Annotated in this window: 20 protein-coding genes, 2 tRNA genes and 3 pseudogenes; 17 read left to right on the forward strand and 8 right to left on the reverse strand. The window is 67.7% G+C overall.

Translation table 11 applies throughout. From position 1 onward, the window contains the following. Positions 1 to 66: 66 nt before the first annotated feature. Positions 67 to 150, forward strand: a pseudogene (locus A5701_RS28740) (hypothetical protein); the annotation flags it as partial. Between the two features lie 378 nt (positions 151 to 528). After that, positions 529 to 639, forward strand: a pseudogene (locus A5701_RS28745) (alpha/beta hydrolase); the annotation flags it as partial. Here A5701_RS28745 and A5701_RS28750 read toward each other — a convergent pair. Beyond that, positions 634 to 1794 (reverse strand): annotated as a pseudogene (locus A5701_RS28750) (HNH endonuclease signature motif containing protein); the annotation flags it as partial. The pseudogenes A5701_RS28745 and A5701_RS28750 overlap by 6 nt on opposite strands. 198 nt (positions 1795 to 1992) lie before the next feature. On the opposite strand from A5701_RS28750, the gene A5701_RS05085 reads away from it, so the two are divergent. From A5701_RS05085 to A5701_RS05105, 5 genes are all read left to right on the forward strand, one after another. Further along, on the forward strand, positions 1993 to 2475 hold the full coding sequence (locus A5701_RS05085) for a single-stranded DNA-binding protein (protein ID WP_067749484.1): 483 nt from the start codon (positions 1993 to 1995) through the stop codon (positions 2473 to 2475). An 80-nt stretch (positions 2476 to 2555) separates the two neighbouring features. Continuing rightward, complete coding sequence (gene ettA / locus A5701_RS05090) at positions 2556 to 4232, forward strand: energy-dependent translational throttle protein EttA (RefSeq protein WP_067749486.1); 1677 nt, start codon at positions 2556 to 2558, stop codon at positions 4230 to 4232. A gap of 120 nt (positions 4233 to 4352) precedes the next feature. Further along, entirely contained in the window at positions 4353 to 9191 is a 4839-nt protein-coding gene (locus A5701_RS05095) for an NAD-glutamate dehydrogenase (RefSeq protein WP_067749488.1), read from the forward strand. Beyond that, entirely contained in the window at positions 9188 to 9601 is a 414-nt protein-coding gene (locus tag A5701_RS05100) for a thioesterase family protein (protein ID WP_067749490.1), read from the forward strand. Before A5701_RS05095 ends, A5701_RS05100 begins: the two co-directional genes overlap by 4 nt. After that, entirely contained in the window at positions 9589 to 10263 is a 675-nt protein-coding gene (locus tag A5701_RS05105; protein WP_067749492.1) for a hypothetical protein, read from the forward strand. The genes A5701_RS05100 and A5701_RS05105 overlap by 13 nt, the downstream gene beginning before the upstream one ends. 64 nt (positions 10264 to 10327) lie before the next feature. Here the strand turns inward: A5701_RS05105 and A5701_RS05110 are convergent, their stop codons facing one another. The 4 genes from A5701_RS05110 to A5701_RS05125 form a co-directional block, all read right to left on the reverse strand. Continuing rightward, positions 10328 to 11341, reverse strand: a complete 1014-nt coding sequence (locus tag A5701_RS05110; protein ID WP_067749522.1) for a pyridine nucleotide-disulfide oxidoreductase — start codon at positions 11339 to 11341, stop codon at positions 10328 to 10330. A gap of 91 nt (positions 11342 to 11432) precedes the next feature. Next, on the reverse strand, positions 11433 to 12044 hold the full coding sequence (locus tag A5701_RS05115; protein ID WP_067749524.1) for a DUF5134 domain-containing protein: 612 nt from the start codon (positions 12042 to 12044) through the stop codon (positions 11433 to 11435). A gap of 128 nt (positions 12045 to 12172) precedes the next feature. Beyond that, positions 12173 to 13765: a glycoside hydrolase family 13 protein gene (locus A5701_RS05120; RefSeq protein ID WP_197498991.1), complete on the reverse strand. Its 1593-nt coding sequence runs from the start codon at positions 13763 to 13765 to the stop codon at positions 12173 to 12175. After that, positions 13765 to 14160: a globin gene (locus A5701_RS05125; protein WP_067749526.1), complete on the reverse strand. Its 396-nt coding sequence runs from the start codon at positions 14158 to 14160 to the stop codon at positions 13765 to 13767. Before A5701_RS05125 ends, A5701_RS05120 begins: the two co-directional genes overlap by 1 nt. Before the next feature lie 142 nt (positions 14161 to 14302). Between A5701_RS05125 and A5701_RS05130 the strand changes: the two genes are divergently transcribed. The 3 genes from A5701_RS05130 (at position 14303) to A5701_RS05140 (ending at position 15696) form a co-directional block, all read left to right on the forward strand. After that, a complete protein-coding gene (locus A5701_RS05130; protein ID WP_067749494.1) occupies positions 14303 to 14950 on the forward strand; it encodes an HNH endonuclease in 648 nt (215 codons plus the stop codon). 64 nt (positions 14951 to 15014) lie between these two features. Further along, a complete protein-coding gene (locus tag A5701_RS05135) occupies positions 15015 to 15242 on the forward strand; it encodes a hypothetical protein (RefSeq protein ID WP_067749529.1) in 228 nt (75 codons plus the stop codon). Then, positions 15229 to 15696 (forward strand): DUF5130 domain-containing protein, encoded by a 468-nt coding sequence (locus tag A5701_RS05140; protein WP_067749500.1) that lies wholly within the window; start codon positions 15229 to 15231, stop codon positions 15694 to 15696. Before A5701_RS05135 ends, A5701_RS05140 begins: the two co-directional genes overlap by 14 nt. 164 nt (positions 15697 to 15860) lie before the next feature. Here the strand turns inward: A5701_RS05140 and pepN are convergent, their stop codons facing one another. Beyond that, a complete protein-coding gene (gene pepN / locus A5701_RS05145) occupies positions 15861 to 18437 on the reverse strand; it encodes an aminopeptidase N (RefSeq protein WP_067749502.1) in 2577 nt (858 codons plus the stop codon). A 105-nt stretch (positions 18438 to 18542) separates the two neighbouring features. Here pepN and A5701_RS05150 point away from each other — a divergent pair, with 105 nt between their 5' ends. The 3 genes from A5701_RS05150 (at position 18543) to A5701_RS05160 (ending at position 20586) form a co-directional block, all read left to right on the forward strand. Beyond that, positions 18543 to 19166, forward strand: a complete 624-nt coding sequence (locus A5701_RS05150; RefSeq protein WP_067749503.1) for an Rv2466c family mycothiol-dependent reductase — start codon at positions 18543 to 18545, stop codon at positions 19164 to 19166. Between the two features lie 136 nt (positions 19167 to 19302). Continuing rightward, positions 19303 to 19782, forward strand: a complete 480-nt coding sequence (locus tag A5701_RS05155) for a ribose-5-phosphate isomerase (protein ID WP_067749531.1) — start codon at positions 19303 to 19305, stop codon at positions 19780 to 19782. 3 nt (positions 19783 to 19785) lie between these two features. After that, positions 19786 to 20586 carry an Fpg/Nei family DNA glycosylase gene (locus A5701_RS05160; protein ID WP_067749505.1) on the forward strand — a complete coding sequence of 267 codons (801 nt, stop codon included), beginning with the start codon at positions 19786 to 19788 and terminating at the stop codon, positions 20584 to 20586. A 429-nt stretch (positions 20587 to 21015) separates the two neighbouring features. Here A5701_RS05160 and A5701_RS05165 read toward each other — a convergent pair whose 3' ends face one another. Together A5701_RS05165 and A5701_RS05170 are read right to left on the reverse strand one after the other, a co-directional pair. Beyond that, the gene (locus A5701_RS05165) at positions 21016 to 22206 is read right to left on the reverse strand and encodes a serine hydrolase domain-containing protein (protein WP_067749507.1); all 1191 of its coding nucleotides are present in this window, start codon (positions 22204 to 22206) and stop codon (positions 21016 to 21018) included. Positions 22207 to 22239: 33 nt separating this feature from the next. Continuing rightward, positions 22240 to 22310: transfer RNA gene (locus A5701_RS05170), tRNA-Gly, on the reverse strand. A gap of 148 nt (positions 22311 to 22458) precedes the next feature. Here A5701_RS05170 and A5701_RS05175 point away from each other — a divergent pair. The 4 genes from A5701_RS05175 (at position 22459) to clpP2 (ending at position 25375) form a co-directional block, all read left to right on the forward strand. After that, positions 22459 to 22535: transfer RNA gene (locus A5701_RS05175), tRNA-Pro, on the forward strand. A gap of 64 nt (positions 22536 to 22599) precedes the next feature. Beyond that, the gene (tig, locus tag A5701_RS05180; RefSeq protein ID WP_067749509.1) at positions 22600 to 24018 is read left to right on the forward strand and encodes a trigger factor; all 1419 of its coding nucleotides are present in this window, start codon (positions 22600 to 22602) and stop codon (positions 24016 to 24018) included. Positions 24019 to 24146: 128 nt separating this feature from the next. After that, on the forward strand, positions 24147 to 24737 hold the full coding sequence (clpP1, locus tag A5701_RS05185; RefSeq protein ID WP_067749511.1) for an ATP-dependent CLP protease proteolytic subunit ClpP1: 591 nt from the start codon (positions 24147 to 24149) through the stop codon (positions 24735 to 24737). Beyond that, the gene (gene clpP2 / locus A5701_RS05190) at positions 24734 to 25375 is read left to right on the forward strand and encodes an ATP-dependent CLP protease proteolytic subunit ClpP2 (protein WP_067275408.1); all 642 of its coding nucleotides are present in this window, start codon (positions 24734 to 24736) and stop codon (positions 25373 to 25375) included. The genes clpP1 and clpP2 overlap by 4 nt, the downstream gene beginning before the upstream one ends. Position 25376 lies beyond the last annotated feature (1 nt).

Raw genomic sequence — 25376 nt, forward strand, 5'->3', positions numbered from 1 at the left:
GCGCGCCGTGACACGCCGGGACATGCAAAGCCGCTCTGACAACGTACGAATTCGTCTATCCAGCAACCTGACCCGGGACCCACCGGCGAGCGCGCCGACTGGTGGTGGTACCAACCCTTCCAACCCCAACCACCACCATCCAACAACTAGCCCGCCTACCGGGCCGGTCGCTCCCGGCAACGTATCGACGAGTAACCGGTTGCCACCGGAATCAGCCAGCGTCGCAACGCATCCACTGCGTAAGCGTCGTGAACCACGTGTTGTCCGGCCGGGCAAGATCTGGGAGCCTCAATAGTTCGAAGACAGTCTCCGAAATCCCGCTCGACGGAGAGGCGGCCCGTGGTGACCCGCGCCCTGACGAAGCCGGTCGGCGCCGTAACGCTGTCCGGGCTTCTCGCCCTGGCCGCTCGCTATGCCGCCCAATCGGTCGTCGCGCGGATCGAGGACAATCCCGATCCCTATCCTCGTGAGCGCCTCGCCACCGAACAGCGCGGCGAGCAGCACTTCATCAGCCGAGCCGACGGGACCGTGCTGCGCGCCATCACCGCCGGCGCGGGGCCCGCCGTCGTTTTCGCGCACGGCTACGGCGGCACGCTTGGGGAGTGGAACATCGTCTGGGATGAGCTGTTGGCCCGGGGCTACCGCCTCATCGCCTTCGACCAACGAGGACACGGTAGCTCCACGCTTGGTTCGGCCGGCCTGATCGGTGACGGTCATCGTGCGTGCGGGTCCGGCGATGGTGATGACGCCACGATGATGGGCCCGGTGGTGATACGGGCAGACCAGCACGAGGTTGGTCAGCTCGGTGGGTCCGCCGTCTTCCCAGTGCCGGATGTGGTGGGCGTGCAGGCCGCGGGTGGCGCCGCAGCCGGGAACCGCGCAGCTGCGGTGGCGGTGCTCGAGCGCGCGGCGCAGTCGCCGGCTGATCAGGCGGGTGGTTCGGCCGGCGCCGATGACCTCGCCCTGGCGTTCGAACCACAGTTCGCCGGTGGCGTCGCAGGTCAGGTAGCGGCGTTCGGCGTCGGTGAGCAGCGGACCCATGTGCAGTGCCGCAGTGTGCGTTTCGGCGTCGACGTGCACCACCACGGTGGTGTGCTGTCCGTGTGGGCGGCGGGTCGTCTCCGCGTCCCAGCCGGCCTCGATCAGGCGCATGAACGCCTCGACGCTGCCCGGCAGGGGCGGCGCGCTGTCTGACGCTCCCTCGGCGCGGTCGTGCTTCCATTCGGCGATCAGCGCGTCACGATGGGACTGCAAGGCGGCGTCGAACGTCGCGGCGTCCGCAGACGGCAGGGAGATCCGATAGCAGGCGCCCTGCTCGGTGGAGGTCTTCCTCAACGAGGGCTCGAGCTCGCGCCGGGGTCCTGGGTCAGGACGCGGTTCGAGGCTGATCGCGGTGCGCAGCTGGTGCACCGTGGCCACCTGCGCCAACTCCGCGTAGTGCGCATCGGACCCCCCACCCGCACGTGCCGCGATGACGCCGACCTGATCCAGCGACAGCCGGCCCTCCCGCATTCCTTGGGCGCAGCGGGGGAACTCCTCGACCCGGCGCGCGACGGTGGCGATCGTGTGCGCGGTGGTCGAGGACAACCCCAGCTTCCAGGCCACCAACGCCGGCACCGACCGCGCGCCGGTCATGCCGCACAGCTCCTCACGCTCGATCTCGGCGACCAAATCCACGATGCGCCCATCGACGGCGTTGCGCTGACCGGCCAACTCCGCCAACTCCTCGAACAGCACCCCGAGACGGTCTTTGGGGCTCACCACCACGGAGTCGGACGATGCGGTCGAAGACATGAACCCATCGTCGCCGCGCGGTACGACAAGTTTCGGTTGCCGATTCCGCGCTGGAATGTGACCCGCGAACTACTCCACAGTCCCGTCTCTTTCCACAGGACCGCTCACCGAGACCCGGTTTCGGCCCCAGGTCCGTCGGTTGCGGCGAGGTCAATGGTCACGACAGCAGAGAAATGGCAACCGAGAAGGGATCAGCCAATGTTTGAAACACCGCTTACGGTCGTCGGACACATCGTCACCAACCCCGAACGCCGACACGTCGGCACGCAGGAGGTGATCAAGTTCCGCGTCGCGAGCAATTCCCGGCGGCGCACGGCCGACGGAGGCTGGGAGCCGGGCAACTCGTTGTTCATCAACGTCAATTGCTGGGGCAAGTTGGTCACCGGCGTGGGCGCCGCGCTGGGTAAGGGTGCACCGGTGATTGTCGTGGGCCACGTGTACACCAGCGAGTACGAGGACCGCGACGGCAACCGCCGCTCGTCGCTGGAGATGCGTGCCACCTCCGTCGGGCCCGATGTGTCCCGCGCGATCGTCCGCATCGAGAGGCCCGGCTACACCGGCCCGACTGCCGGCGATGCCGGCAAGCCACCCACGGATGCGACCGGCACCGCTGGTGAGGACGCCGATCGCGACGCCGGCGTCGACTCCGCCGAAGCGGGACCGCTGCCGATGTCGGCTTAGCTGCGGAATCCGGCCCACCGCGCGATGCCTAGGATGGTCGCGAGAACTCTCTCAAAAGACCAGAAAGGCATGACCGCGGCATGGCTGAGTTCATCTACACGATGAAAAAGGTCCGCAAGGCGCACGGCGACAAGGTGATCCTGGACGACGTCACGTTGAGCTTCTACCCGGGCGCCAAGATCGGTGTCGTCGGCCCCAACGGCGCCGGCAAGTCGAGCGTCTTGCGGATCATGGCTGGGCTGGACAAGCCGAACAACGGCGAGGCCTTCCTGGCCACCGGCGCCACCGTCGGCATCCTGCAGCAGGAGCCACCGCTGAACGAAGAGAAGACGGTGCGCGGCAACGTCGAGGAGGGGCTCGGCGAGATCAAGGTCAAGCTGGACCGGTTCAACGAGGTCGCCGAATTGATGGCCACCGACTACTCCGACGAGTTGATGGAGGAAATGGGCCGGCTGCAGGAGGAGCTGGACCACGCCGACGCCTGGGACCTCGACTCGCAGCTCGAGCAGGCCATGGACGCCCTGCGCTGCCCGCCGCCCGACGAGCCGGTGACGAACCTGTCCGGTGGTGAGCGACGGCGCGTGGCGCTGTGCAAGCTGCTGTTGTCCAAGCCGGACCTGTTGCTGCTCGACGAGCCGACCAACCACCTGGACGCCGAAAGCGTGCAGTGGCTCGAACAGCACCTGGCCGCCTATGCGGGCGCGGTGTTGGCGGTGACCCACGACCGGTACTTCCTGGACAACGTGGCGCAGTGGATCCTCGAGCTCGACCGCGGTCGCGCGTACCCCTATGAGGGCAACTATTCGACCTATCTGGAGAAGAAGGCCGAGCGCTTGTCGGTGCAGGGCCGCAAGGACGCCAAGCTGCAGAAGCGGCTGACCGAGGAGCTGGCCTGGGTGCGGTCGGGGGCCAAGGCGCGCCAGGCGAAGAGCAAGGCGCGGCTGCAGCGGTATGAGGAGATGGCGGCCGAGGCGGAAAAGACGCGCAAGCTCGACTTCGAGGAGATCCAGATCCCGGTCGGGCCGCGGCTGGGCAACGTGGTCGTCGAGGTCGAGCACCTGGACAAGGGCTTCGGCGGGCGCACGCTGATCAAGGACCTGTCCTTCACCCTGCCCCGCAACGGCATCGTCGGCGTCATCGGTCCCAACGGCGTCGGCAAGACGACGCTGTTCAAGACCATCGTGGGACTCGAACAGCCCGACAGCGGGACGGTCAAGGTCGGAGAAACCGTCAAGCTCAGCTACGTCGACCAGTCCCGCGCCGGGATCGACCCCAAGAAGACCGTGTGGGAAGTCGTTTCGGACGGCCTCGACTACATCGAGGTCGGACAGAACGAGATCCCGTCGCGCGCCTACGTTTCAGCGTTCGGCTTCAAGGGTCCTGACCAGCAGAAGCCGGCCGGCGTGCTCTCCGGCGGCGAGCGCAACCGGCTGAACCTGGCGCTCACGCTCAAAGAGGGCGGCAACCTGATCCTGCTCGACGAACCCACCAACGACCTCGACGTCGAAACGCTCGGCTCGCTCGAGAACGCCCTGGAGAAATTCCCCGGCTGCGCGGTCGTGATCTCCCACGATCGCTGGTTCCTGGACCGCACGTGCACGCACATCCTGGCCTGGGAGGGCGACGAGGACAACGAGGCCAAGTGGTTCTGGTTCGAGGGCAACTTCGGTGCGTACGAGGAGAACAAGGTCGCACGCCTCGGAGTTGACGCGGCGCGACCGCACAGAGTGACCCACCGAAAGCTCACGCGCGACTAGTGTCAGCTGCGCAGCCCCGCAGTGACGCGGCCCGGACGGCCGCTGGGGGCCGCCCCCCATTGCGGGGGAGACTGGGCGGTTGAGCACAGTGACATCGGTCACGAGTTGGGAGCCATCGGCATGACGATCGATCCCGGAGCCAAGCAGGCCCTCAAGCCGTGGACCGCGTTCACACTGCAGGAGGACATTCCGGGCTGGATCGCGAAGGCCTACATCGAGAGCTATCGCGGCCCGCACGGCGACGAACCGGGGGCGGCGGATTCCGGTCCGATCGACCTGACCGTCCCGACCTCCATCGTCACTCCCGCCATGCTGGGCGCCCACTATCGGTTGGGCCAGCACCGCCCCGCCGGCCAGAGCCGAGTCGCGGTGTACCCCGCGGAGGATCCGGCCGGATTCGGGCCCGCGCTGCAGGTCGTCACCGATCACGGCGGCATGCTGATGGACTCGGTCACCGTGCTGCTGCACCGGCTCGGCGTGCCCTACGCCGCCATCATGACGCCGGTGTTCGAGGTGCACCGCAACTCGGACGGCGACCTGGTCAGCGTCGAACCCAAACCTCCCGGCGCACCGCCATACGTCGGCGAAGCGTGGATACACGTGCAGCTGCTGCCGTCGGTCGACACCAAGGGCCTCGTCGAAGTCGAGCGGCTGCTGCCCAAGGTCCTGTCGGACGTGCAGCAGGTCGCCAGCGACGCGGGCGCGTTGATCGCCGCCCTGAGCGGCCTGGCCGCGGACGTGGAAACCAACGCGCACGGCCAGTTCTCCGCGCCGGACCGCGACGACGTCGCCGCCCTGCTGCGCTGGCTGGGCAACGGTAACTTCCTGCTGCTGGGCTACCAACGGTGCCGCGTGCACGAGGGCCTGGTCTCCGGCGACGGCTCACCCGGCCTGGGCGTCCTGCGCACCCGCACCGGTTCCCGCCCCCGATTGACCGATGACGACAAGCTGCTGGTGCTCGCGCAGTCTGTCGTGGGCAGCTACTTGCGGTACGGCGCCTATCCGTACGCCATCGCGGTGCGGGAGAGGGCCGACGACGGAGTCGTCGAGCACCGCTTCGTCGGGCTCTTCACGGTCGCCGCCATGAACGCCGACGTCCTGGAGATCCCTACGGTCTCGACCCGGGTCCGCGACGCGCTCGCCCTGGCCGACAGCGACCCGATCCACCCCGGTCAGCTGCTGCTCGACGTCATCCAAACCGTCCCGCGCTCAGAGCTTTTCACTCTCAGCGCCGAGCGGCTGTTGGCGATGGCCAAAGCGGTGGTGGACCTGGGATCCCAACGGCGGGCGTTGTTGTTCCTGCGCGCCGATCGGCTCCAATACTTCGTGTCCTGCCTGGTGTACTTGCCCCGCGACCGCTACACCACCCAGGTGCGGCTTCAGATCGAAGACATCTTGGTCCGCGAATTCGGCGGCACGCGGCTCGAGTTCACCGCCCGCGTCAGCGAGTCACCCTGGGCCCTCATGCATTTCATGGTGCGGCTGCCCGAAGAAGCCGCACCCGTCGACGTCTCCGAGGACAATCGGGTCCGCATCCAGGGGCTGCTGAGCGAGGCCGCCCGCACCTGGACCGACCGGTTGATCGGCGCGGCCGCGGACGGCCGCGCCGAGCAGGCCGACGTCGAGCACTACGCCACGGCGTTCTCGGAGGTCTACAAGCAGGCCGTCAGCCCGGCCGACGCCATCGACCACATCGCCATAATCCAAGGGCTGCAAGATAATTCGGTAAAGCTAGTGTTCTCTGAGCGCGGCGAGGACGGGGCCGCCCAGCTGACCTGGTTCCTGGGCGGGCGCACCGCCTCGCTGAGCCAGCTGCTGCCGATGCTGCAGAGCATGGGCGTGGTGGTGCTCGAGGAGCGGCCCTTCACCGTGACCCGCCCGGACAACCTGCCGGTGTGGATCTACCAGTTCAAGATCTCGACCCACCCCACCATCTCGCCGGCGACCACGACAACCGAGCGCGAGGCCACCGCACAGCGATTCGCCGACGCGGTCACCGCGATCTGGGAAGGCCGGGTCGAGATCGACCGCTTCAACGAACTGGTCATGCGCGCGCGGCTGACCTGGCAGCAGGTCGTGTTGCTGCGTGCCTACGCGAAATACCTACGGCAGGCGGGCTTTCCCTACAGTCAGTCCTACATCGAGTCGGTGCTCAACGAGCACCCCTCCACGGCGCGTTCACTGGTCGCCCTGTTCGAGGCGCTCTTCGATCCCCGCCCGTCGGGCTCGTCGAGGAATCGCGACGCCCAAGCGGCGGCTGCCGCGGTCGCCGCCGACATCGACGCGCTGATGAGCCTGGACACCGATCGCATCCTGCGGGCGTTCGCGTCGCTGGTGCAGGCGACGTTGCGCACCAATTACTTCGTGACCCGGGAGGGTTCGGCCCGCGCCCGAAATGTGCTGGCCCTCAAGCTCGATGCCCAGCTGATCGACGAACTGCCGCTGCCGCGGCCCAAGTACGAGATCTTCGTCTACTCGCCCCGCGTCGAGGGCGTGCACCTGCGGTTCGGGCCGGTGGCGCGCGGCGGGCTGCGCTGGTCGGACCGCCGCGACGATTTCCGCACCGAGATCCTCGGCCTGGTCAAGGCGCAGGCGGTGAAGAACGCCGTCATCGTGCCGGTCGGGGCCAAGGGCGGCTTCGTCGTCAAAAGGCCGCCGCTGGCGACCGGCGACCAGGCGGAGGACCGCGAGGCCATCCGTGCCGAGGGTGTCGCCTGCTATCAGCTGTTCATCTCCGGGCTCCTCGACGTCACCGACAACGTCGACCACAAAACGAAGAAGGTCAGCCCGCCGCCCGGGGTGATCCGGCGCGACGGCGACGACGCTTACCTGGTGGTGGCCGCGGACAAGGGCACCGCCACCTTCTCCGACATCGCCAACGACGTCGCGAAGTCCTACGGATTCTGGTTGGGTGATGCGTTCGCATCCGGCGGATCGGTGGGCTATGACCACAAGGCCATGGGCATCACGGCCAAAGGCGCGTGGGAGGCCGTCAAGCGACACTTCCGGGAGATGGGCGTCGACACCCAGTCCGAGGACTTCACGGTGGTGGGCGTGGGCGACATGAGCGGCGACGTATTCGGCAACGGCATGCTGCTGTCCAGACACATCAGGCTGATCGCGGCCTTCGATCACCGGCACGTCTTTCTCGACCCCGACCCCGACCCCGCGGCCTCGTGGGAGGAGCGCCGGCGGATGTTCGACCTGCCGCGATCCAGCTGGGACGACTACGACAAGTCGCTGATCAGTGAGGGCGGCGGGGTGTACAGCCGCGAGCACAAATCCATCCCGGTCAGCTCGCAGGTGCGCGACGCGCTGGGCATCGACGGCGAGGTCACCGAAATGACGCCGCCGAACCTGATCAAGGCGATCCTGCAGGCGCCGGTCGACCTGCTGTTCAACGGGGGCATCGGCACCTACATCAAGGCCGAGTCGGAGTCCGACGCCGACGTCGGCGACCGCGCCAACGATCCCGTGCGGGTCAACGCGAGCCAGGTGCGCGCCAAGGTGATCGGGGAAGGCGGGAACCTGGGGGTGACCGCCCTTGGCCGCGTCGAATTCGATCTGTCGGGCGGGCGGATCAACACCGACGCCATGGACAACTCCGCCGGGGTGGACTGCTCGGACCACGAGGTCAACATCAAAATCCTGATCGACTCGCTGGTGACGGCAGGCCGCGTCGATCCCGCCGAGCGCAAAGAGCTGCTGGAGTCGATGACCGACGAGGTCGCGCAGCTGGTGCTCACCGACAACGAGGATCAAAACGACCTGATCGGCACCAGCCGCGCCAACGCGGCAAGCCTGCTGCCGGTGCACGGCAGGCAGATTCAGTACCTGGTCGACGAGCGAGGGCTCAACCGGGAACTCGAAGCGCTGCCATCGGAGAAGGAGATCGACCGCCGGTGCGAGGCCGGCATCGGGCTCACCTCGCCCGAGCTGTGCACGCTGATGGCGCACGTCAAACTCGGGCTCAAAGAGGAGATGCTGAACACCGAGCTGACCGAGCAGGACGTGTTCGCGTCCCGGTTGCCCCAATACTTCCCGACGCCGTTGCGGGAACGGTTCACCCCGGAGATCCGCACCCACCAGCTGCGCCGCGAGATCGTCACCACCATGCTGATCAACGACCTGGTCGACACCGCAGGCATCAGCTACGCGTTTCGGATCGTCGAGGACGTCGGCGTGGGGCCGGTCGACGCGGTGCGCACCTACGTAGCCACCGACGCCATCTTCGGCGTGGGCGAGATCTGGCGGCGGATCCGCGCCGCGAACCTGCCGGTCGCCATGTCGGACCGGCTCACGCTGGACACCCGACGGCTGATCGACCGCGCCGGCCGCTGGCTGCTCAACTACCGTCCGCAGCCGCTGGCCGTCGGCGCCGAGATCAACCGGTTCGCCGCGAAGGTCAAAGACCTCACGCCCCGGATGTCGGAGTGGCTGCGCGGCGACGACAAGGCGATCGTCGAGAAGGAGGCCGCCGAGTTCTCGTCGCAGGGTGCGCCCGAGGATCTGGCGTACATGATCGCCGCGGGCCTGTACCGCTTCAGCCTGCTCGACATCATCGACATCGCCGACATCAACGACATCGACGCCGCCGAGGTCGCGGACACCTACTTCGCCCTGATGGACCGGCTGGGCACCGACGGCCTGCTGACGGCGGTCTCCGAGCTACCCCGCAACGACCGGTGGCATTCGTTGGCGCGCTTGGCGATTCGCGATGACATCTACGCGTCACTACGGTCGTTGTGCTTCGACGTGCTCGCCGTGGGCGAGCCCGACGAGAGCGGCGAGGAGAAGATCGCCGAGTGGGAACATCTGTCGGCGTCAAGGGTGGAGCGGGCCCGCCGCACCCTCATCGAAATCCAAGAAAGCGGGGAGAAGGATCTTGCGACACTCTCGGTGGCCGCGCGCCAGATCCGGCGCATGACCCGCACCAGCGGGAGAGGATCCTCCAGTTGACCGTCGGCTTCGTAGCCCCCGTACCGGTGCGCTGGTCGGACATCGACATGTACCAGCACGTCAACCACGCCACCATGGTCACGATTCTGGAGGAGGCCCGGGTCCAGTTTCTGCGCGAAGCGTTCGAGGTCGATATCTTGACCATCGGGTTGCTGATCGCTGAGGTCAAGGTGACCTACAAAGGTCAACTGCGGCTGGTCGATTCGCCGCTGCAGGTGACGATGTGGACCAAGCGGTTGCGGGCGGTGGACTTCACGCTGGGCTACGAGGTGCGCTCGGTCAGCGCCGATCCTGAGTCCAAACCCGCCGTCATCGCCGAGTCGCAGCTGGCCGCCGTTCACATCGAGGAGGAGCGGCTGGTGCGGCTCTCCCCACACCATCGGGAGTATCTGCAACGGTGGATTCGGTAGTAGTTGACCGCGGGCTTTGGTTGGGGCCAGCCGACCGGGCCGCCCAGCGCAGGGATCTGGCCGCGTTCGTCGACTACGCGCTGCGCCTCGACGACGCCGCGGTCATTCGCCTGCGCGCTCGATCGGCGGGCCTGCTGACTGCCTGGGTGGCAACGGGTTTCGACGTCCTGGCCAGCCGGGTGGTGGGCGGCGAAGTGCGGCCCGAGGATCTGTCCGTGGGTGCGGACGCGCTGGCGCGCGGCCTGTCTGCGATGGACGACTCGGGCTACGTCGACCCCGGCTTCGCGATGGATTCCGCGTGGCGCGGGGCGCTGCCGCCGGACTCCGGCTTCACGCACCTCGACGACATACCCGCCCGGGTGATGCTCGACCTCGCGCAGCGCGGGGCGCAACTCGCCAAGGAGCATGGCAGTTCGCACGGTCCGCCGGTGTCGCTGCTCGACCAGGAAGTCGTCCAGGTGAGCTCGCCGGGCGGCAGTGTGGGACTGCCGATGCGGTGTGTGTTCGCCTTGACCGCAATGGGTTTCCTGCCGCAGTCGGCCGACGCCGTCGGCGCCGACGAGATGATCCGCGTTCGGATCCTGCCGACCTGGTTGCGCCTCGACGCCCGGTTTGGCTCGGTGTACCGGCGCCGCGGCGACCCGGCTCTCTTATTGAGCTGACGCCTGAGACGACCGGTGTCGGTCGGAAATCATGTTGAGTTAAATGCGGTCGTCGGGCGGCGGATCAGGTGCCGTAGACCATCCACAACGGCAGAGCCGCGTCGAGGTAATCCATGAACTTCTTGAGGCCGACGCGGTATTGCCCATAGCCGTACGGGTCTTCGGCGTACTCGGGGAACGCGATGCCCAGCCCGAACAGGCCGGGGGCGAGGATTCCGTTCATCCGGTTGTACTGCAGCGGTCCCCACTGGGGCGTCTCGGGCAGCTTTCGCTGCTCGAAGCCGACGGTGTAGACGACGCGGTCGCACTCGGCGAGCTTCTCGTCGAAGTCCGGGCCGGCAACCCAGCACCTTTCCAACCGTTCCGGGTACTCCCCGTCGATGTTCTCCCGGGCCCAGACGGCGGCTCGGCCCTTGAGGCCGGTGTCATCGAACAGTATCCAATCATCAAGATAGACAGCGTATTTGAGCGGACTGCGGTAAAAATTGATCACCCTGCCGACCGGAAGCCGCAGCAGGTGCGGCAGCGCGATCATCGACGAGTGCGACGAGCCGAAGACGCCAACCGTCGCGCCTTCGAGTGGCACCTCGGCGAGCCTGTCGGCGTCGAGGGCGACCTCGACCGGAATCGCGTCGATGGGGTAGTCGAGACTCTTCGGTTCCGCGCCGATCGCGAGGATCACGTTGTCCGACCTTACTTCCGAATCCTGCGTCTGGATCCGCCACTGCCGCCGTTGCAGCGACAGGCTGGTGGCCACCGTCTCGAACACGTGCACCCGTTCGCGCAGGTGCCCGGTGACCCACACCAACGGGTCGGCGACCAGGGCCAGGGCGCAAGTCTCCTCCGGGTCGACTTCGGCCAGCGGGGAAGGCGGGGCCTCCGAAAACCGAAAGGCCGCAGAGCCGTTCAAGAAACTCAGGAAGGTTCCGGCAATGGTGTTGCTGGACACCGACCGCCACTTGCCGCCCAGGTCACCCGCGGCGAAGGCAGGATCGAGCCAGGCGATCTTGTCAGGCGGCACGCTCTGATCGAGCAGCCGCCCCACCGCCGCGATTCCCGCGGGTCCGGCTCCGATCACTGTCCACGAGTAGGTCGCCATGTACTAGGTATAGAGCAGCGACGAGCCAAGCGCTGCGCCGGAACTTGGCCGAACCGGTCGACCGGCCCGCTCACACGATGTCGGCGAACATCAGCGCCGTGCCTGCGGCGGTGACGGTCTGAGTCACGATTTGCGCGTGGGTTAGTCGAACGGCGCGCGGCATCAGGTCCGTCCAGCGCCGGGCCATCCAGCGATACGCCCAGTAAATCGCCACGCCGGCGAACCCCAGTGCCGCGGTCCAGTTCACCGCGCCGACCCAATCGGGGGTTTCGTGCCGCATCGCGGGCGCGCCCGACTGTGCGGACATGTCCATCGCCGCGCCGCCCGAGTGCGCGGGCCCTCCCGGCAGGCTGCCGTTCATCGCCCCGTACATCCAGGCCATCGCCACCATCATCACGGCGTAGTAGTAGTTCGTCAGCCGGCCATCGACGGCCCACGGCGCGTGACCGGCGACGCCGACGAACCAGGCACCGCCGAGCAGAAAGCACATCGCCGCCGCGAAGGTCGGAAGGGTCATTCCCACGCCCCAGGTCATCAGGATCATCGCGGCCGACATCGCGAGGTGTAGCAGCTGGCTGACGACGCCCGTCCAGCATCGGCGTTGGGCGACAAGGAAATACGCATACGCAACAAAGCTGACGGCGAAGAGCGCCGTCACCACCCACCGCAACGTGTTATCCACCGACGCGCCTTTCACCGGTGGGCTCGATCTCGGCCATGGCACGACAGTACCCCCACCGGGTATGCCCCTTGCAAGCGACACCCCGGAACGTTATGCGAAAGCTACTGCTCCGCCGCGCCTTTGGTCGCTCAGGCCAGCCAGGCCGCGGTGTCGGGCGGGAGTTTGCCGTCGACCAGCGGTGCGCTGGTCACGATGAGTTCTCCCGGTGGCAGTGGGATGGGTCGGCGGCCGGCGTTCACCGCGCACACCGCACCGCCGCCGCGGCGGAAGATCAGCGCATCACGCGGTGCGTCCAGCCACTCGAGCCCGTCGCCGTCGAATTCGGTGCGCTCCTTGCGCGATTTGATGATGTGCTGGAAGAACGAGAAGGTCGATTTCGGGTCGGCGGTCTGCTTTTCGACGGTCAGCGCCGCCCACTCCCTGGGCATCGGCAACCAGGTGGCTGGCGACGAGGAGAAGCCGAATGGCGGCGCGTCGCCCGACCACGGGATCGGGACCCGGCACTTGTCGCGGCCGCGCTCGGTGTGCCCGGAGCGTTCCCACGTCGGGTCTTGGAGCACTTCGTCGGGCAGCGTCACGTCGGGGAGCCCCAGCTCCTCGCCGTTGTAGACGAACACCGCGCCCGGCAGCGCCAGCATCACCATCGCCATGGCGCGCGCCCGGCGCAACCCGAGCTCACCGTCGCCGTACCGGGTGACCTCGCGGCCGACGTCGTGGTTGGACAGCGTCCACGTCGGTGTGGCGTTCTCGATCGCGGTGGCCGCCAACGAGTTCTGGATGGCGTCATGGATTTGGGTCGCGTCGAAGTCGATCTTGGTCAGCCGGAAGTTGAAGCCGAGATGAAGCTCGTCCGGTCGCAGGTATTCGGCCCACCGGACGTTGTCCATGACCCAGACCTCGCCGATGGTCACCGCCCCCGGGTAGTCATCGACGATCGATCGGATCCCGCGGTGGATTTCGTGCACGCTCGGGTGGTTGAAGCGCGGGTCGTCATCGCTGTGGTGCAGGACCTTGATGTCGCCCCGCGCGTCGGGCAGGTCGGCCGGCTTGGCCATTCCGTGCGCGACGTCGATGCGGAATCCGTCGACGCCGCGTTCCAGCCAGAACCGCAGCGTCTTCTCGAAGTCGTCGAAGATGTCCGGGTGTTCCCAGTTCAGGTCCGGCTGCTCGGCGTCGAACAGGTGCAGGTACCACTGGCCCGGATTGCCGTCCGGTTCGATCACCCGCGTCCAGGCCGGCCCGCCGAACACCGACGTCCAGTTGTTCGGCGGCAGTTCGCCGTCGGAGCCGCGCCCGTCGCGAAAAAAGTAGCGGTCACGGGCGTCGGTGCCCGGACCGGCAGCCAGCGCAGCCTGAAACCACGGATGCGCCGAACTGCTGTGGTTGGGCACCACGTCCATGGTGATCTTGATGCCCCGCTCGTGTGCCGCCGCCACCAGCCGCTCGAACGCCGCCATCCCGCCGAACAACGGGTCGATGTCGCGCGGATCCGCGACGTCGTAGCCATGGTCGGCCATCGGCGACACGGTGACAGGGTTGAGCCAGATCGCGTCGACGCCGAGCCGTTCCAGGTGTTCCAGCCGAGCCGTCAGACCGTCCAGGTCGCCGACGCCGTCGCCGTCACTGTCGGCGAACGACCGCGGATACACCTGATAGAACACCGCGTCTGACCACCACGGCTTGGCGCTCATTCCACCCCGCTCATTGTCGTGGGCCGACATCACAACGCCGCGTTGACCAGCGAGTGGGCAGCCATTTCAAGGTAATCGAGCAACTGGCGCCGGTGCTCGTCGTCGAGGGTCTCCGAGTCGATCGAGCCGACGGCGATGTGCATGCAGCGCAGCCAGGCGTCGCGCTCGATGGGAGTGATCCGGAACGGGACGTGGCGCATGCGCAACCGGGGATGGCCCCGCTGGTCGGAGTAGGTGCGGGGACCGCCCCAGTACTGCTCGAGGAACATCCGCAGCCGCTCCTCGGCGCCCGCCAGGTCGTCTTCGGGGTAGATCTGGCGCAGGATCTCGTCCTCGGCGACCTGGGCGTAGAACCGGGACACGATCGCGTTGAACGTGGGGGCACCGCCGACGGCGTCATAGAAGGACTGGGGCTCGGAATCCATCGTCTCCATTGTGGTCCATTGCGGTGGCGCCGGGCCGCGCCGGGCCGACGGTGTGCCCGGTGTTCACCCGCGCGACATGCCGTTCACCTGCAATAGGGGTGCGATTGGCGGCGAATCATGGTGGACTATCGGCGGAGGATCTATGGCGCAGGGCAAAAGACGCCGCAGCCACCGCAGTTCCGGTGCCGCGGCAGGGTTAACCGGGCCCCCATCCGCGTCGTGCCTGCATAGCGTCGATAGCCATCCCCCCACCCGCCAAGACACCGCATCCGTGTGGAGCCGCCGGCGCGTGCTGCTGCTGAATTCCACCTACGAGCCGCTGACCGCCCTGCCGATGCGCCGGGCCATCGTGATGGTGATCTGCGGCAAGGCCGACGTGGTCCACCACGACCCGGCGGGGCCGGTGATCCACTCGGCCACCAGCTCGATCCTGGTGCCCTCGGTGATCCAGCTGCGGTCCTATGTGCGCGTCCCCTACCGCGCCCGGGTCCCGATGACCCGCGCCGCGCTGATGCACCGCGACCGGTTCTCCTGCGCCTACTGCGGGGCCAAGGCCGACACGGTCGATCACGTGGTGCCCCGCAGCCGCGGCGGCGACCACTCCTGGGAGAACTGCGTCGCGTGCTGCTCGACGTGCAACCACCGCAAGGGCGACAAGCTACTGACCGAACTCGGCTGGGTGCTGCGCCGTACGCCGCTGCCGCCGACGGGGCAGCACTGGCGGCTGCTCTCGACGGTCAAGGAGCTCGATCCGGCCTGGGCGCGTTACCTCGGCGAAGGCGCGGCCTGACTAATCTCGTGTCCGAGTGTGCCGACGAATCACCGCGTGAGATACGGTTTTCGTCGTGAGCCTTTTGCAGATTCACCTGTACTTCATCGGGATACCGTTGCTGCTGGTGGTCGTCCTGGCGCTGCCGATCTGGTCTCGCAAGGGACCGCACCCGGCGACCTACAAGCTGGGGGAGAAGTGGACCCACCCGCCGATTTTGTGGGCGGCCACGGACGAAGACGTCGGCCACGCTCACGGCGGGCACGGCGGACATGAATTCGCAGTCGGAGGTGGCGCCAGTGGCACGTGGTGAGTTAGCGACGATCGAGCCCGACGAGCTGCCCAACGGCTGGGTGATCACCACCAGCGGGCGCCTTTCCGGGGTGACCGAGCCGGGCGAGCTGTCGGTTCATTTCCCCTTCCCGACCAAGGACCTCGTCGCCATCGATGACGCCCTTAAGTTCGGCTCGCGGGCGTCGAAGGCTCGGTTCGCCATCTACCTCGGCGACCTGGGCAACGACACCGCCGCCCGCGCGCGCGAGATCCTGGCCAAGGTGCCCACGCCGGACGACGCCGTGCTGCTGGCGGTCTCGCCCGACCAGAAGGTCATCGAGGTCGTCTACGGCTCGCAGGTCCGCGGCCGCGGCGCCGAGTCGTCGGCGCCGCTGGGGGTCGCCGCCGCGACCTCGGCGTTCCAGCGCGGTGACCTGGTCGACGGCCTGGTCAGCGCGATCCGCGTCATGAGCGCGGGGATCTCTCCGGCCTAGTGGCGATCGCGAGCGCGGCGTAGCCGGGCGTGGCGGGTCGCCACCGTTTGGTCTAGTGGCGATCGCGAGCGCGGCGTAGCCGGGCGTGGCGGGTCGCCACCGTTTGGTCTAGTGGCGATCGCGAGCGCGGCGTAGCCGGGCGTGGCGGGTCGCCACCATCCGGTCTAGTCGGCCGCGTCGAACGTGCGCGCCCGCAGGGCCCGCTTCACACCGGCCTGGCCTTCGAGGACCAGCCGCCGCAACGCGGGCGGCACCTCCGGGTCGGACAGGAACTTGTCGGCGGCCGCGATGCCGGCCTCGCTGATGTTCCAGTGCGGGTACAGGCCGATCACCACCGTTTGCGCGACTTCGCTGGACCGCCGCGCCCACACGCCCGGGATCGCCGCGAAGTAGCGATCCGTGAACGGTGCGAGCAGATCCTGCTGACCCGATGGGGCGAAGCCCGCGATGATGGCGCGGGCCGTGATGTTGGCCAGGGTGTCGTCCTCGATCACCGTCGTCCAGGCCTGCTCCTTGACCTCAGGTTGCGGTCGCGCCGTCGCCGCCTGGGCGCCGTGGCGCTTGCCGGCAGCGGTGGGGTCGCGCTGCACCTCCGCGTCGATGAAGGGCGTCGCGGGCCCGTCGGCGTCGATCTCGCCGGCGCTGGCGAGCGCGGTGACGATGCGCCACCGCAGGTCGGTGTCGATCTCGAGGCCGGCCAATCCGAGATCCGCCGGGTCGTGGTCGAGCAGGTCTGCCAGCGTCACGACGTGCCGGGTCGACAGCACCGACGAGCACAGGGTGTTGACGAACGCGAGCTGATGATCCGAGCCGGGCTCGGCGGCGCGGGCCAGCTCCAGCAGCCGGTCGGCGAACTGCGGCCACCCGTGTTCGTGTGCCCAGGCCGGCTCGGCGTAGGAGGCCAGCGCCGTCTGGGCCTGCAGCAGCAGCCGCTGCGCCACCCCCACCTCGGTTTCGGCGTGCACGCCACCCGAAACCAGGGCCACGAAGTCGCGGGCGCGCAGTTCGGCCTCTCGCGTCATCTCCCACGCCGCCGACCACACCAGCGAACGCGGCAGCGGCTCGGCGATGTCGGCGATCCGCGCCAGCGCGGTCTGCAGCGACTCGCCGTCCAGCCGCAGCGAGCAATACGTCAGATCGTCATCGTTGACCAGGACCAGCTGACCGCGTGAAACGCCAACCAGCGCAGGCACTTCCGTGACGGCATCTTCGACGTCGAGCTCTTCCCGCCGCACGCGCACCAGCTTGCCGGCCCCGTCGTCGTCGTAGATCCCGATCGCCAGCCGGTGCACCCGCGTCTCGCCGGCCCCCGGGGCGGCGCCACTCTGGGTCACCGCGAACCGGGAGAACCTGCCGTCGGCGTCGACGTCGAAATCCGGCCGCAGCGTGTTCAGGCCGGTCGTCTTCAACCACTGCTGGCCCCAGTCGGACAGGTCGCGGCCCGACGCCTTCTCGAGCGCGGCGACCAGGTCGTCGAAGGTCGCGTTGCCGAACGCGTGGCTACGGAAATAGTCGCGCAACCCCGCCAGGAAATGCTCCAGCCCGACGTAGGCGACGAGCTGCTTGAGCACGGAGGCGCCCTTGGCATAGGTGATGCCGTCGAAGTTCACCTCGACCGCGGCCAGGTCGGGGATGTCGGCGGCGATCGGATGCGTCGACGGCAACTGGTCCTGGCGATACGCCCACGACTTCTCGACGGTCGCGAAAGTCGTCCAGGCCTCGGTGAATTCGGTGGCCTCCGCCTGGCAGAGCACCGACGCGAACGTCGCGAACGACTCGTTGAGCCACAGGTCGTCCCACCAGGTCATGGTGACCAGGTCCCCGAACCACATGTGCGCCATCTCGTGCAGCACCGTCTCGGCGCGCCGCTCGTAGGAGGCCCGGGTGACCTTGCTGCGAAAGACGTAGTCCTCCAGGAAGGTCACCGCGCCCGCGTTTTCCATTGCGCCGGCGTTGAATTCGGGAACGAAGAGCTGGTCGTATTTGCCGAACGCGTACGGTAGCCCAAAGTTCTTGTGGTAGAAGCTAAATCCCTGTTTGGTCTGGGTAAAGAGCCGCTCGGCGTCCATGTGGCGCGCCAGGGACTCCCGGCAGAAGATGCCCAGCGGGATCTCCCCGTGTTCGTCGGTGTAGGTGTCGTTCCATTCGGCGTACGGGCCGGCGATCAAGGCCACCAGGTAGGTGCTCATCCGCGGGGTGGTGGCGAAGGTGTGCGTGCCGTCCTCCACAGACACCGTCGCGCCGTTGGAGATCACCTTCCAGTGTGAGGGCGCGGTCACCCGCAGTTCGAACGTGGCCTTCAGGTCGGGCTGGTCGAAGCACGCGAACATCCGCTTGGCATCGGCGGTCTCGAACTGCGAGTACAGGTACATTTCGTCGTCGACCGGGTCGACGAAGCGGTGCAGGCCCTCGCCGGTATTGGAGTAGCGGCAGTCCGCGTCGACCTCCAGGACATTGCGCTTCTGCAGGCCGAGCAACGGGATGCCCGTCGATTCGTCGTATCCCGACACGTCGAGCTCGTGGCCGTTGAGAGTGGCGGCGCGCACCGTCTCGGCCGCGAGGTCGATATAGGTGTCGGCGCCGGGCAGCGCGTCGAACACCACCGTGGTAATGGATCGGAACGTGCGGTCGCCGGGTGCGCCGTTGCCGTCGGTCACGTCAAGGTCGATCCGGTAGCTGTCGACGGTGATCAGGGCGGCGCGCTCGACGGCCTGGTCCCGAGTCAGATTAGGAAGGGCCACGCGTCCAACTTACGTCCCCCGGCCTCATCTCGGGCACTGCGGGAACAGGGGCGGGGCGCCTACGGTTGTGCTGGACGGTGTGTTGACCGACGAGAGGATTGCGCTATGCCTGACAACGCTGCCGGGAAAGACCAAGCCGATTTCTGGTTCGATCCGCTGTGCCCGTGGTGCTGGATCACGTCGCGCTGGATCCTCGAGGTGGAGAAGGTTCGCGACATCGACGTGCACTTCCACGTCATGAGCCTCGCGATTCTCAACGAGAACCGCGAAGGGCTGCCTGACAAGTACCGCGAGATGATGAAGCACGCCTGGGGTCCGGTGCGGGTGGCGATCGCCGCCGAGCAGGCCCACGGGGCCGGAGTCCTGGACCCGCTGTACACGGCGATGGGCACCCGGATTCACAACGAGGACAACAAGAACCTCGAAGAGGTCATCAAGCTGTCGCTGGCCGACGCCGGCCTGCCGGCGGAACTCGCCGAGGCCGCCACCAGCGACGCCTACGACGACGCCCTGCGCAAGAGCCACCACGCCGGCATGGACGCGGTCGGTGACGACGTCGGCACGCCGACCATTCACGTCAACGGTGTCGCGTTCTTCGGCCCGGTGCTCTCGAAGATCCCGCGCGGCGAGGAGGCCGGCAAGCTGTGGGACGCGTCGGTGACCTTCGCGTCCTACCCGCACTTCTTCGAACTCAAGCGGACCCGCACCGAGAAGCCCGAATTCGACTAGGTCGTCGGGCGGCGACCCGCCGCGCCCGGCTTCGCCGCGCTTGCGATCGCCGCTGACTGGATGGCGGCGACCCGCCGCGCCCGGCTTCGCCGCGCTTGCGGTCGCCGCGGCGCACGGCTGTGTAAGGATGGCGGGCATGCGCGTCTACCTCGGCTCTGACCACGCCGGATTCGAGCTCAAGCAGCACATCATCGCCCACCTCCAAGGGGCCGGGCACGAGCCGATCGATTGCGGCGCCTTCACCTATGACGCCGAGGACGACTACCCGGCGTTCTGCATCGCCGCGGCGACCCGCACGGTGGCCGACCCGGACAGCCTGGGCATCGTGCTGGGCGGGTCGGGCAACGGCGAACAGATCGCGGCCAACAAGGTGCCCGGGGCTCGCTGCGCGCTGGCGTGGAGCGTCGAGACGGCGACGCTGGCCCGCGAACACAACAACGCCCAGTTGATCGGCATCGGCGGGCGCATGCACACCGTCGAGGAGGCGTTGGCCATCGTGGACGCCTTCCTGAGCGCGCAATGGTCGAAAGCCGAACGCCACCAACGGCGTATCGACATTCTCGCCGAATACGAGCGCACCCACCAGGCGCCGCCCGTGCCCGGCGCGCCGGCGTAAGACATGCCCGAAGGGCATACCCTGCACCGGCTGGCCCGGCTGCACCAGCGCCGATTCGGTGGCGCTCCCGTGGCGGTGTCGAGCCCGCAGGGCCGTTTCGTCGACTCGGCCGTGGTGGACGGCCGCGTGCTGCGCCGCACCAGTGTCTGGGGCAAACACCTCTTCCACCACTACGACGGCGGGCCGATCGTGCACGTCCATCTCGGCCTTTACGGCGCCTTCACCGAATGGCCACGCGAGGGGAGGGTCCTCCCGGAACCGGTCGGGCAGGTGCGGATGCGCATGGTCGGCGCGGACTACGGCACCGACTTGCGCGGACCGACCGTCTGCGAGGTGATCGACGAGGGCCAGGTGTCCGACGTCCTCGCCAAGCTCGGCCCCGATCCGTTGCGCAACGACGCCGACCCGTCCTGGGCTTGGAATCGAATTACGAAGTCCCGCAGGCCTATCGGCGCGTTGTTGATGGATCAGACCATCGTCGCGGGCGTGGGCAACGTCTACCGAAACGAGCTGCTCTACCGCCACCACATCGATCCGTTCCGCCCCGGCCGAGACGTCGGCGAAGGGGAGTTCGACGCGGCATGGACCGATCTGGTCGCGCTGATGAAGGTCGGCTTACGCCGCGGGAAGATCGTGGTCGTGCGGCCCGAGCACGACCACGGGCCGCCGTCGTATCGGGCCGGGCGGCCCAGGACATACGTGTACCGCCGCGCCGGCGAGGCCTGCCGCGTCTGCGGGGATTCGATCCGCACGGCCGTCTTGGAAGGCCGCAACGTGTTCTGGTGCCCGACCTGCCAGAAGTGACGCGGCCGCAACGGCGGGAATTTCGCACCAAGAAACGTTCGCGTTCACTGTTTAGGGGTGGCGGCCACCGGGGTATTGGTTAGGTTATGAAAACAATTCCTCGTTTGGCCGCAACGGCTATCGCGATTGGCGGGTTGGGGCTGGCGGGCTTGGGCGTCGCTACTGAAGCGGCAGCGCATCCCGGACCCTTCCCGCAGTGGTGCCCGGGTGAGTTTTGGGATCCGGGCTGGGGCAACAACTGGGACTGGAACAGCTGCCACGACTGGCGCGGGGGGCCACCGGGACCTCCGGGGTGGGGACATCCGGGTCCGCCACCGCCTCCTGGGCCATGGGGCCCACCCGGGCCGCCCGGGCCGCCCGGCTGGCACCCCTGATCCGCGCAACGACGAACGCGCCCTGCCGAACCGGCGGGGCGCGTTTTCACAAGCGTTAGACGACCCCGAGCGCCGCGTAGACCTCGTTGCTTAAGGCGAGGCTGCGCGGGTCGGCGTTGGCCTTGGTGGCGTCGAAGCGGTTCATCACGTACGCGTAGCCGATCCGGTGTTCCAGATCGACGAAACCGAAGGAGCCGCCCAGCCCGCCGTGGCCGAAGATCCGGGGGTTGGGCCCGTTGACGCACCGTTGATTGAGCATGTATCCCAGCCCCCACCCGTGGTCGGCCACCCGCGGCCCCAGCACCAGATCGGTGTCCAGCCCGCCCTGACATTCCCGCACCAGGTCCATGTGCTCACGGCTGAGCACCTTCTCCTGCGCCAGCACGTTGTAGAACGTCGCCAAGCCCAGGGCCGAGACTTGCCCGTTGGTACCGGGAAACTCGAGTTCGCGCCACAGCCGCAGGTCGTGGGAGCCGAGCTCGTCGTCGGGGGCGAAACCCATCGAGATCGACAGGGCGGCCTTGGGGTGCTCGGTGAGGCTCGTCGGGTAGCCGGGCGCCTGCGCATCGGCCAGCAGGTCGCGGGCGTGCGGCTTGTTGACGCGTTCGGCGCAGCGCCGTTGTTCGGCCAGCGACAACCCGATATGGACGTCGGCGCCGAACGGTTCGGCGATCTCCGTACGCAGGTATTGGCCGATCGTGCGTCCGGTGACCCGCCGGAAGACCTCGCCGAGGATGAAGCCGAAGGTGGTCATGTGGTAGCCCTGGGCGGTGCCGGGCTCCCAATACGGTTCGGCGGCGGCCAGCTGTGCGCAGACGAAGTCCCAGTCGGCGACGTCCTCCCAGCGCAGGCGGGTGCGGGGGCCGATCACGCCCGAGCGATGGCTCATCACCATCGCCAGCGTGATGTCCTGTTTGCCCGCCTGCCCGAACTCGGGCCAGTAGTGGGCCACCGGGGCCTGCAGGTCCAGTTCGCCGCGGTCGGCCAGCTGGTGGACGCAGGTGGCCGACAGACCCTTGGTGCCGGACAACACCGTGGTCAGGGTGTCCTGCCGCCAGCGTCGCGTGTGGGCGGCGTCGGCCCAGCCGCCCCACAGATTGACGACGAGCGTGCCGTCGACCCACACGGCGACGGCCGCGCCGACTTCATCACCGACTGTGAAATTCCGCTCGAACGCGTGGCGCACTCCAACGAATTCCGGCGCGCACGACCCCTGGATTGCCGCGGCCGTTTCGAGGTCGCTCATGGCGCCTTTCTTAGGAGCAGATCCTTAATCCAGAGCGGGCGACGGGAATCGAACCCGCGTAGCTAGTTTGGAAGACTAGGGCTCTACCATTGAGCTACGCCCGCATGTGTTAGTCGAGCGTGACTGTAGCTGTCGACGAAGATCAAATCTAATCGACGCGGTCTTGTGATCGCTCCGTGAGGGTCTGCGACGTCGTCGCGAAGCCTGTGGCCAACCCGGCCCTACGGGGCCTTAGGATCATCGAGGTCAGCGCGGGGTGTAGCGCAGCTTGGTAGCGCATCCGCTTTGGGAGCGGAAGGCCGCAGGTTCAAATCCTGTCACCCCGACCAGCACGACCACTGCCGCATGCACACGGCCACCGAACGCCAGGAACGACCACCGAGGAGCGCCCCCGTGAAGAGCACCGTCGAGCAGCTGAGCCCCACCCGGGTCCGCATCAACGTGGAGGTGCCGTTCGCCGAACTCGAGCCCGACTTCCAGCGCGCCTACCGGGAGCTGGCCAAGCAGGTGCGCCTGCCCGGCTTCCGCCCCGGCAAGGCGCCGGCGAAGTTGCTGGAGGCCCGGTTCGGCCGCGAGGCGCTGCTCGACCAGGTCGTCAACGAGGCGTTGCCCGCGCGGTACGGGCAAGCCGTCGTGGAATCGGAAGTGCAGCCCCTCGGCCAGCCCGAGATCGAGGTCACCAAGAAGGAGTACGGCCAGGAGCTGGCGTTCACCGCCGAGGTCGACGTCCGCCCGAAGATCGAGCTTCCCGACCTGAGCGCGCTGACCATCTCGGTGGATCCGGTCGAGGTCAGTGACGACGACGTCGACGCCGAATTGGAGTCGCTGCGCGCCCGCTTCGGCACCCTGACCGGGGTCGACCGGCCCGTCGCCGACGGCGATTTCGTCTCGATCGACCTGTCGGCCACCATCGACGGCGAAGAGGTGCCGGGGGCGTCCGCGGAGGGCCTGTCCCACGAGGTGGGTTCGGGCCGGCTGATCGCGGGTCTCGACGACGCGCTGATCGGTCTCTCGGTGGACGAGTCCCGGGAGTTCACCGCGCAGCTGGCGGCCGGCGAGCACGCCGGGCAGGACGCCCAGGTGACGGTCACCGTCAAGTCGATCAAGCAGCGCGAGCTCCCCGAGCCCGACGACGAGTTCGCCCAATTGGCGAGCGAGTTCGACACCATCGAGGAGCTGCGTTCCAACCTGCGCGACCAGGTCGCACGGGTGAAGCGCGCCCAGCAGGCCGACGAGATCCGCAACGCCGCTCTGGACACGCTCCTCGAGCAGGTCGACGTGCCGCTTCCCGAGGCGATCGTGCAGGCGCAATACGACAGCACGATTCACGGCGCGTTGCACGGCCTCGACCACGACGATGCCAGGCTGGACGAGGCGCTCGCGGGCCAGGGCAAGACGCGCGAAGAGTTCGAGAGCGAGACGCGCACCGCGGCGGAGACCGACGTCCGCAGGCAGCTTCTGCTGGACGCGCTGGCCGACGAGCTCGAGGTGCAGGTGGGCCAGGACGACCTGACCGAGCGGTTGGTGGCGACGTCTCGGCAGTACGGCATCGAGCCGCAGCAGTTGCTGGGCTACCTGCAGGAGAACAACCAGCTGCCGGCGATGTTCGCCGACGTGCGCCGCGGGCTGGCCATCGCCGAAGTGGTGCGCGCGGCGACGGTCACCGACACCAAGGGCGACACCATCGACACCGACGAGTTCTTCGGGAAGCGTTCGGAGGCCGACGCAGCTGAGCCGGCCGGCGAGGCGGAGGAGGCCGAGGACGCCGACGAGGCGTTGGAAACCGAAGGCTCCGACGACGAGGCGGAGTGACCGGGTCTTGACGCTGTGAGCGAAAGCGCCCGATTGAGGGGGAGCGTGGGCGCGAAACAGTGGGCCAGGTTGGTTAGTGTCGGTGAATAGAAGAACTCGAGAAAGCAGGTAACCCAGTCGTGTCTGACATGCGTTCGCCCTCGCAGGGGCTCAACCTCACGGACTCGGTCTATGAGCGCTTGCTCTCCGAGCGCATCATCTTCCTGGGTTCGGAGGTGAACGACGAGGTCGCCAACCGGCTGTGCGCGCAGATCCTGTTGCTCGCCGCCGAGGACGCCGACAAGGACATCTCGCTGTACATCAACTCGCCGGGCGGATCGATCAGCGCCGGCATGGCGATCTACGACACCATGGTGCTGGCTCCTTGCGACATCGCCACCTATGCGATGGGCATGGCGGCCTCGATGGGCGAGTTCCTCCTCGCGGCCGGCACCAAGGGCAAGCGCTACGCGCTTCCGCACGCGCGCATCCTGATGCACCAGCCCCTGGGCGGGGTGACGGGCAGCGCGGCCGACATCGCCATCCAGGCCGAGCAGTTCCACGTCATCAAGAAGGAAATGTTCCGGCTGAACGCCGAATTCACCGGGCAGACGATCGAACGCATCGAGGCCGATTCCGACCGCGACCGCTGGTTCACCGCCCAGGAGGCCCTCGAATACGGATTCGTCGACCACATCATCACCCGCGCCAGCCACATCACCAACGGAGAAGCCCAGTGAGCACCCAGCACCCCATCCAGCCGCAGGCGCGCTACATCCTGCCGTCGTTCATCGAGCACTCGAGCTTCGGCGTCAAAGAGTCCAACCCGTACAACAAGCTGTTCGAGGAGCGCATCATCTTCCTCGGCGTCCAGGTCGACGACGCTTCGGCGAACGACATCATGGCGCAGCTGCTCGTGTTGGAGTCGCTGGACCCCGACCGCGACATCACCATGTACATCAACTCGCCCGGCGGGGGCTTCACCTCGCTGATGGCGATCTACGACACCATGCAGTACGTGCGCGCCGACATTCAGACGGTGTGCCTGGGCCAGGCCGCCTCGGCCGCGGCGGTGCTGCTGGCCGCGGGGACTCCCGGCAAGCGGATGGCGCTGCCCAACGCTCGGGTGTTGATCCACCAGCCGTCGCTTCAGGGTGTGATCCAGGGCCAGTTCTCCGACCTGGAGATCCAGGCCGCCGAGATCGAGCGGATGCGCACGCTGATGGAGACCACGCTGGCCCGCCACACCGGCAAGGACGCCGCGACGGTCCGCAAGGACACCGACCGCGACAAGATCCTGACCGCCGAAGAGGCCAAGGACTACGGGATCATCGACACCGTGCTGGAGTACCGGAAGCTCTCCGCGCAGACCGCCTAAG

Origin of the sequence: Mycobacterium sp. E3305 (assembly GCF_001666785.1) — a bacterium.
In the GTDB taxonomy this organism is placed as follows: Bacteria; Actinomycetota; Actinomycetes; order Mycobacteriales; family Mycobacteriaceae; genus Mycobacterium.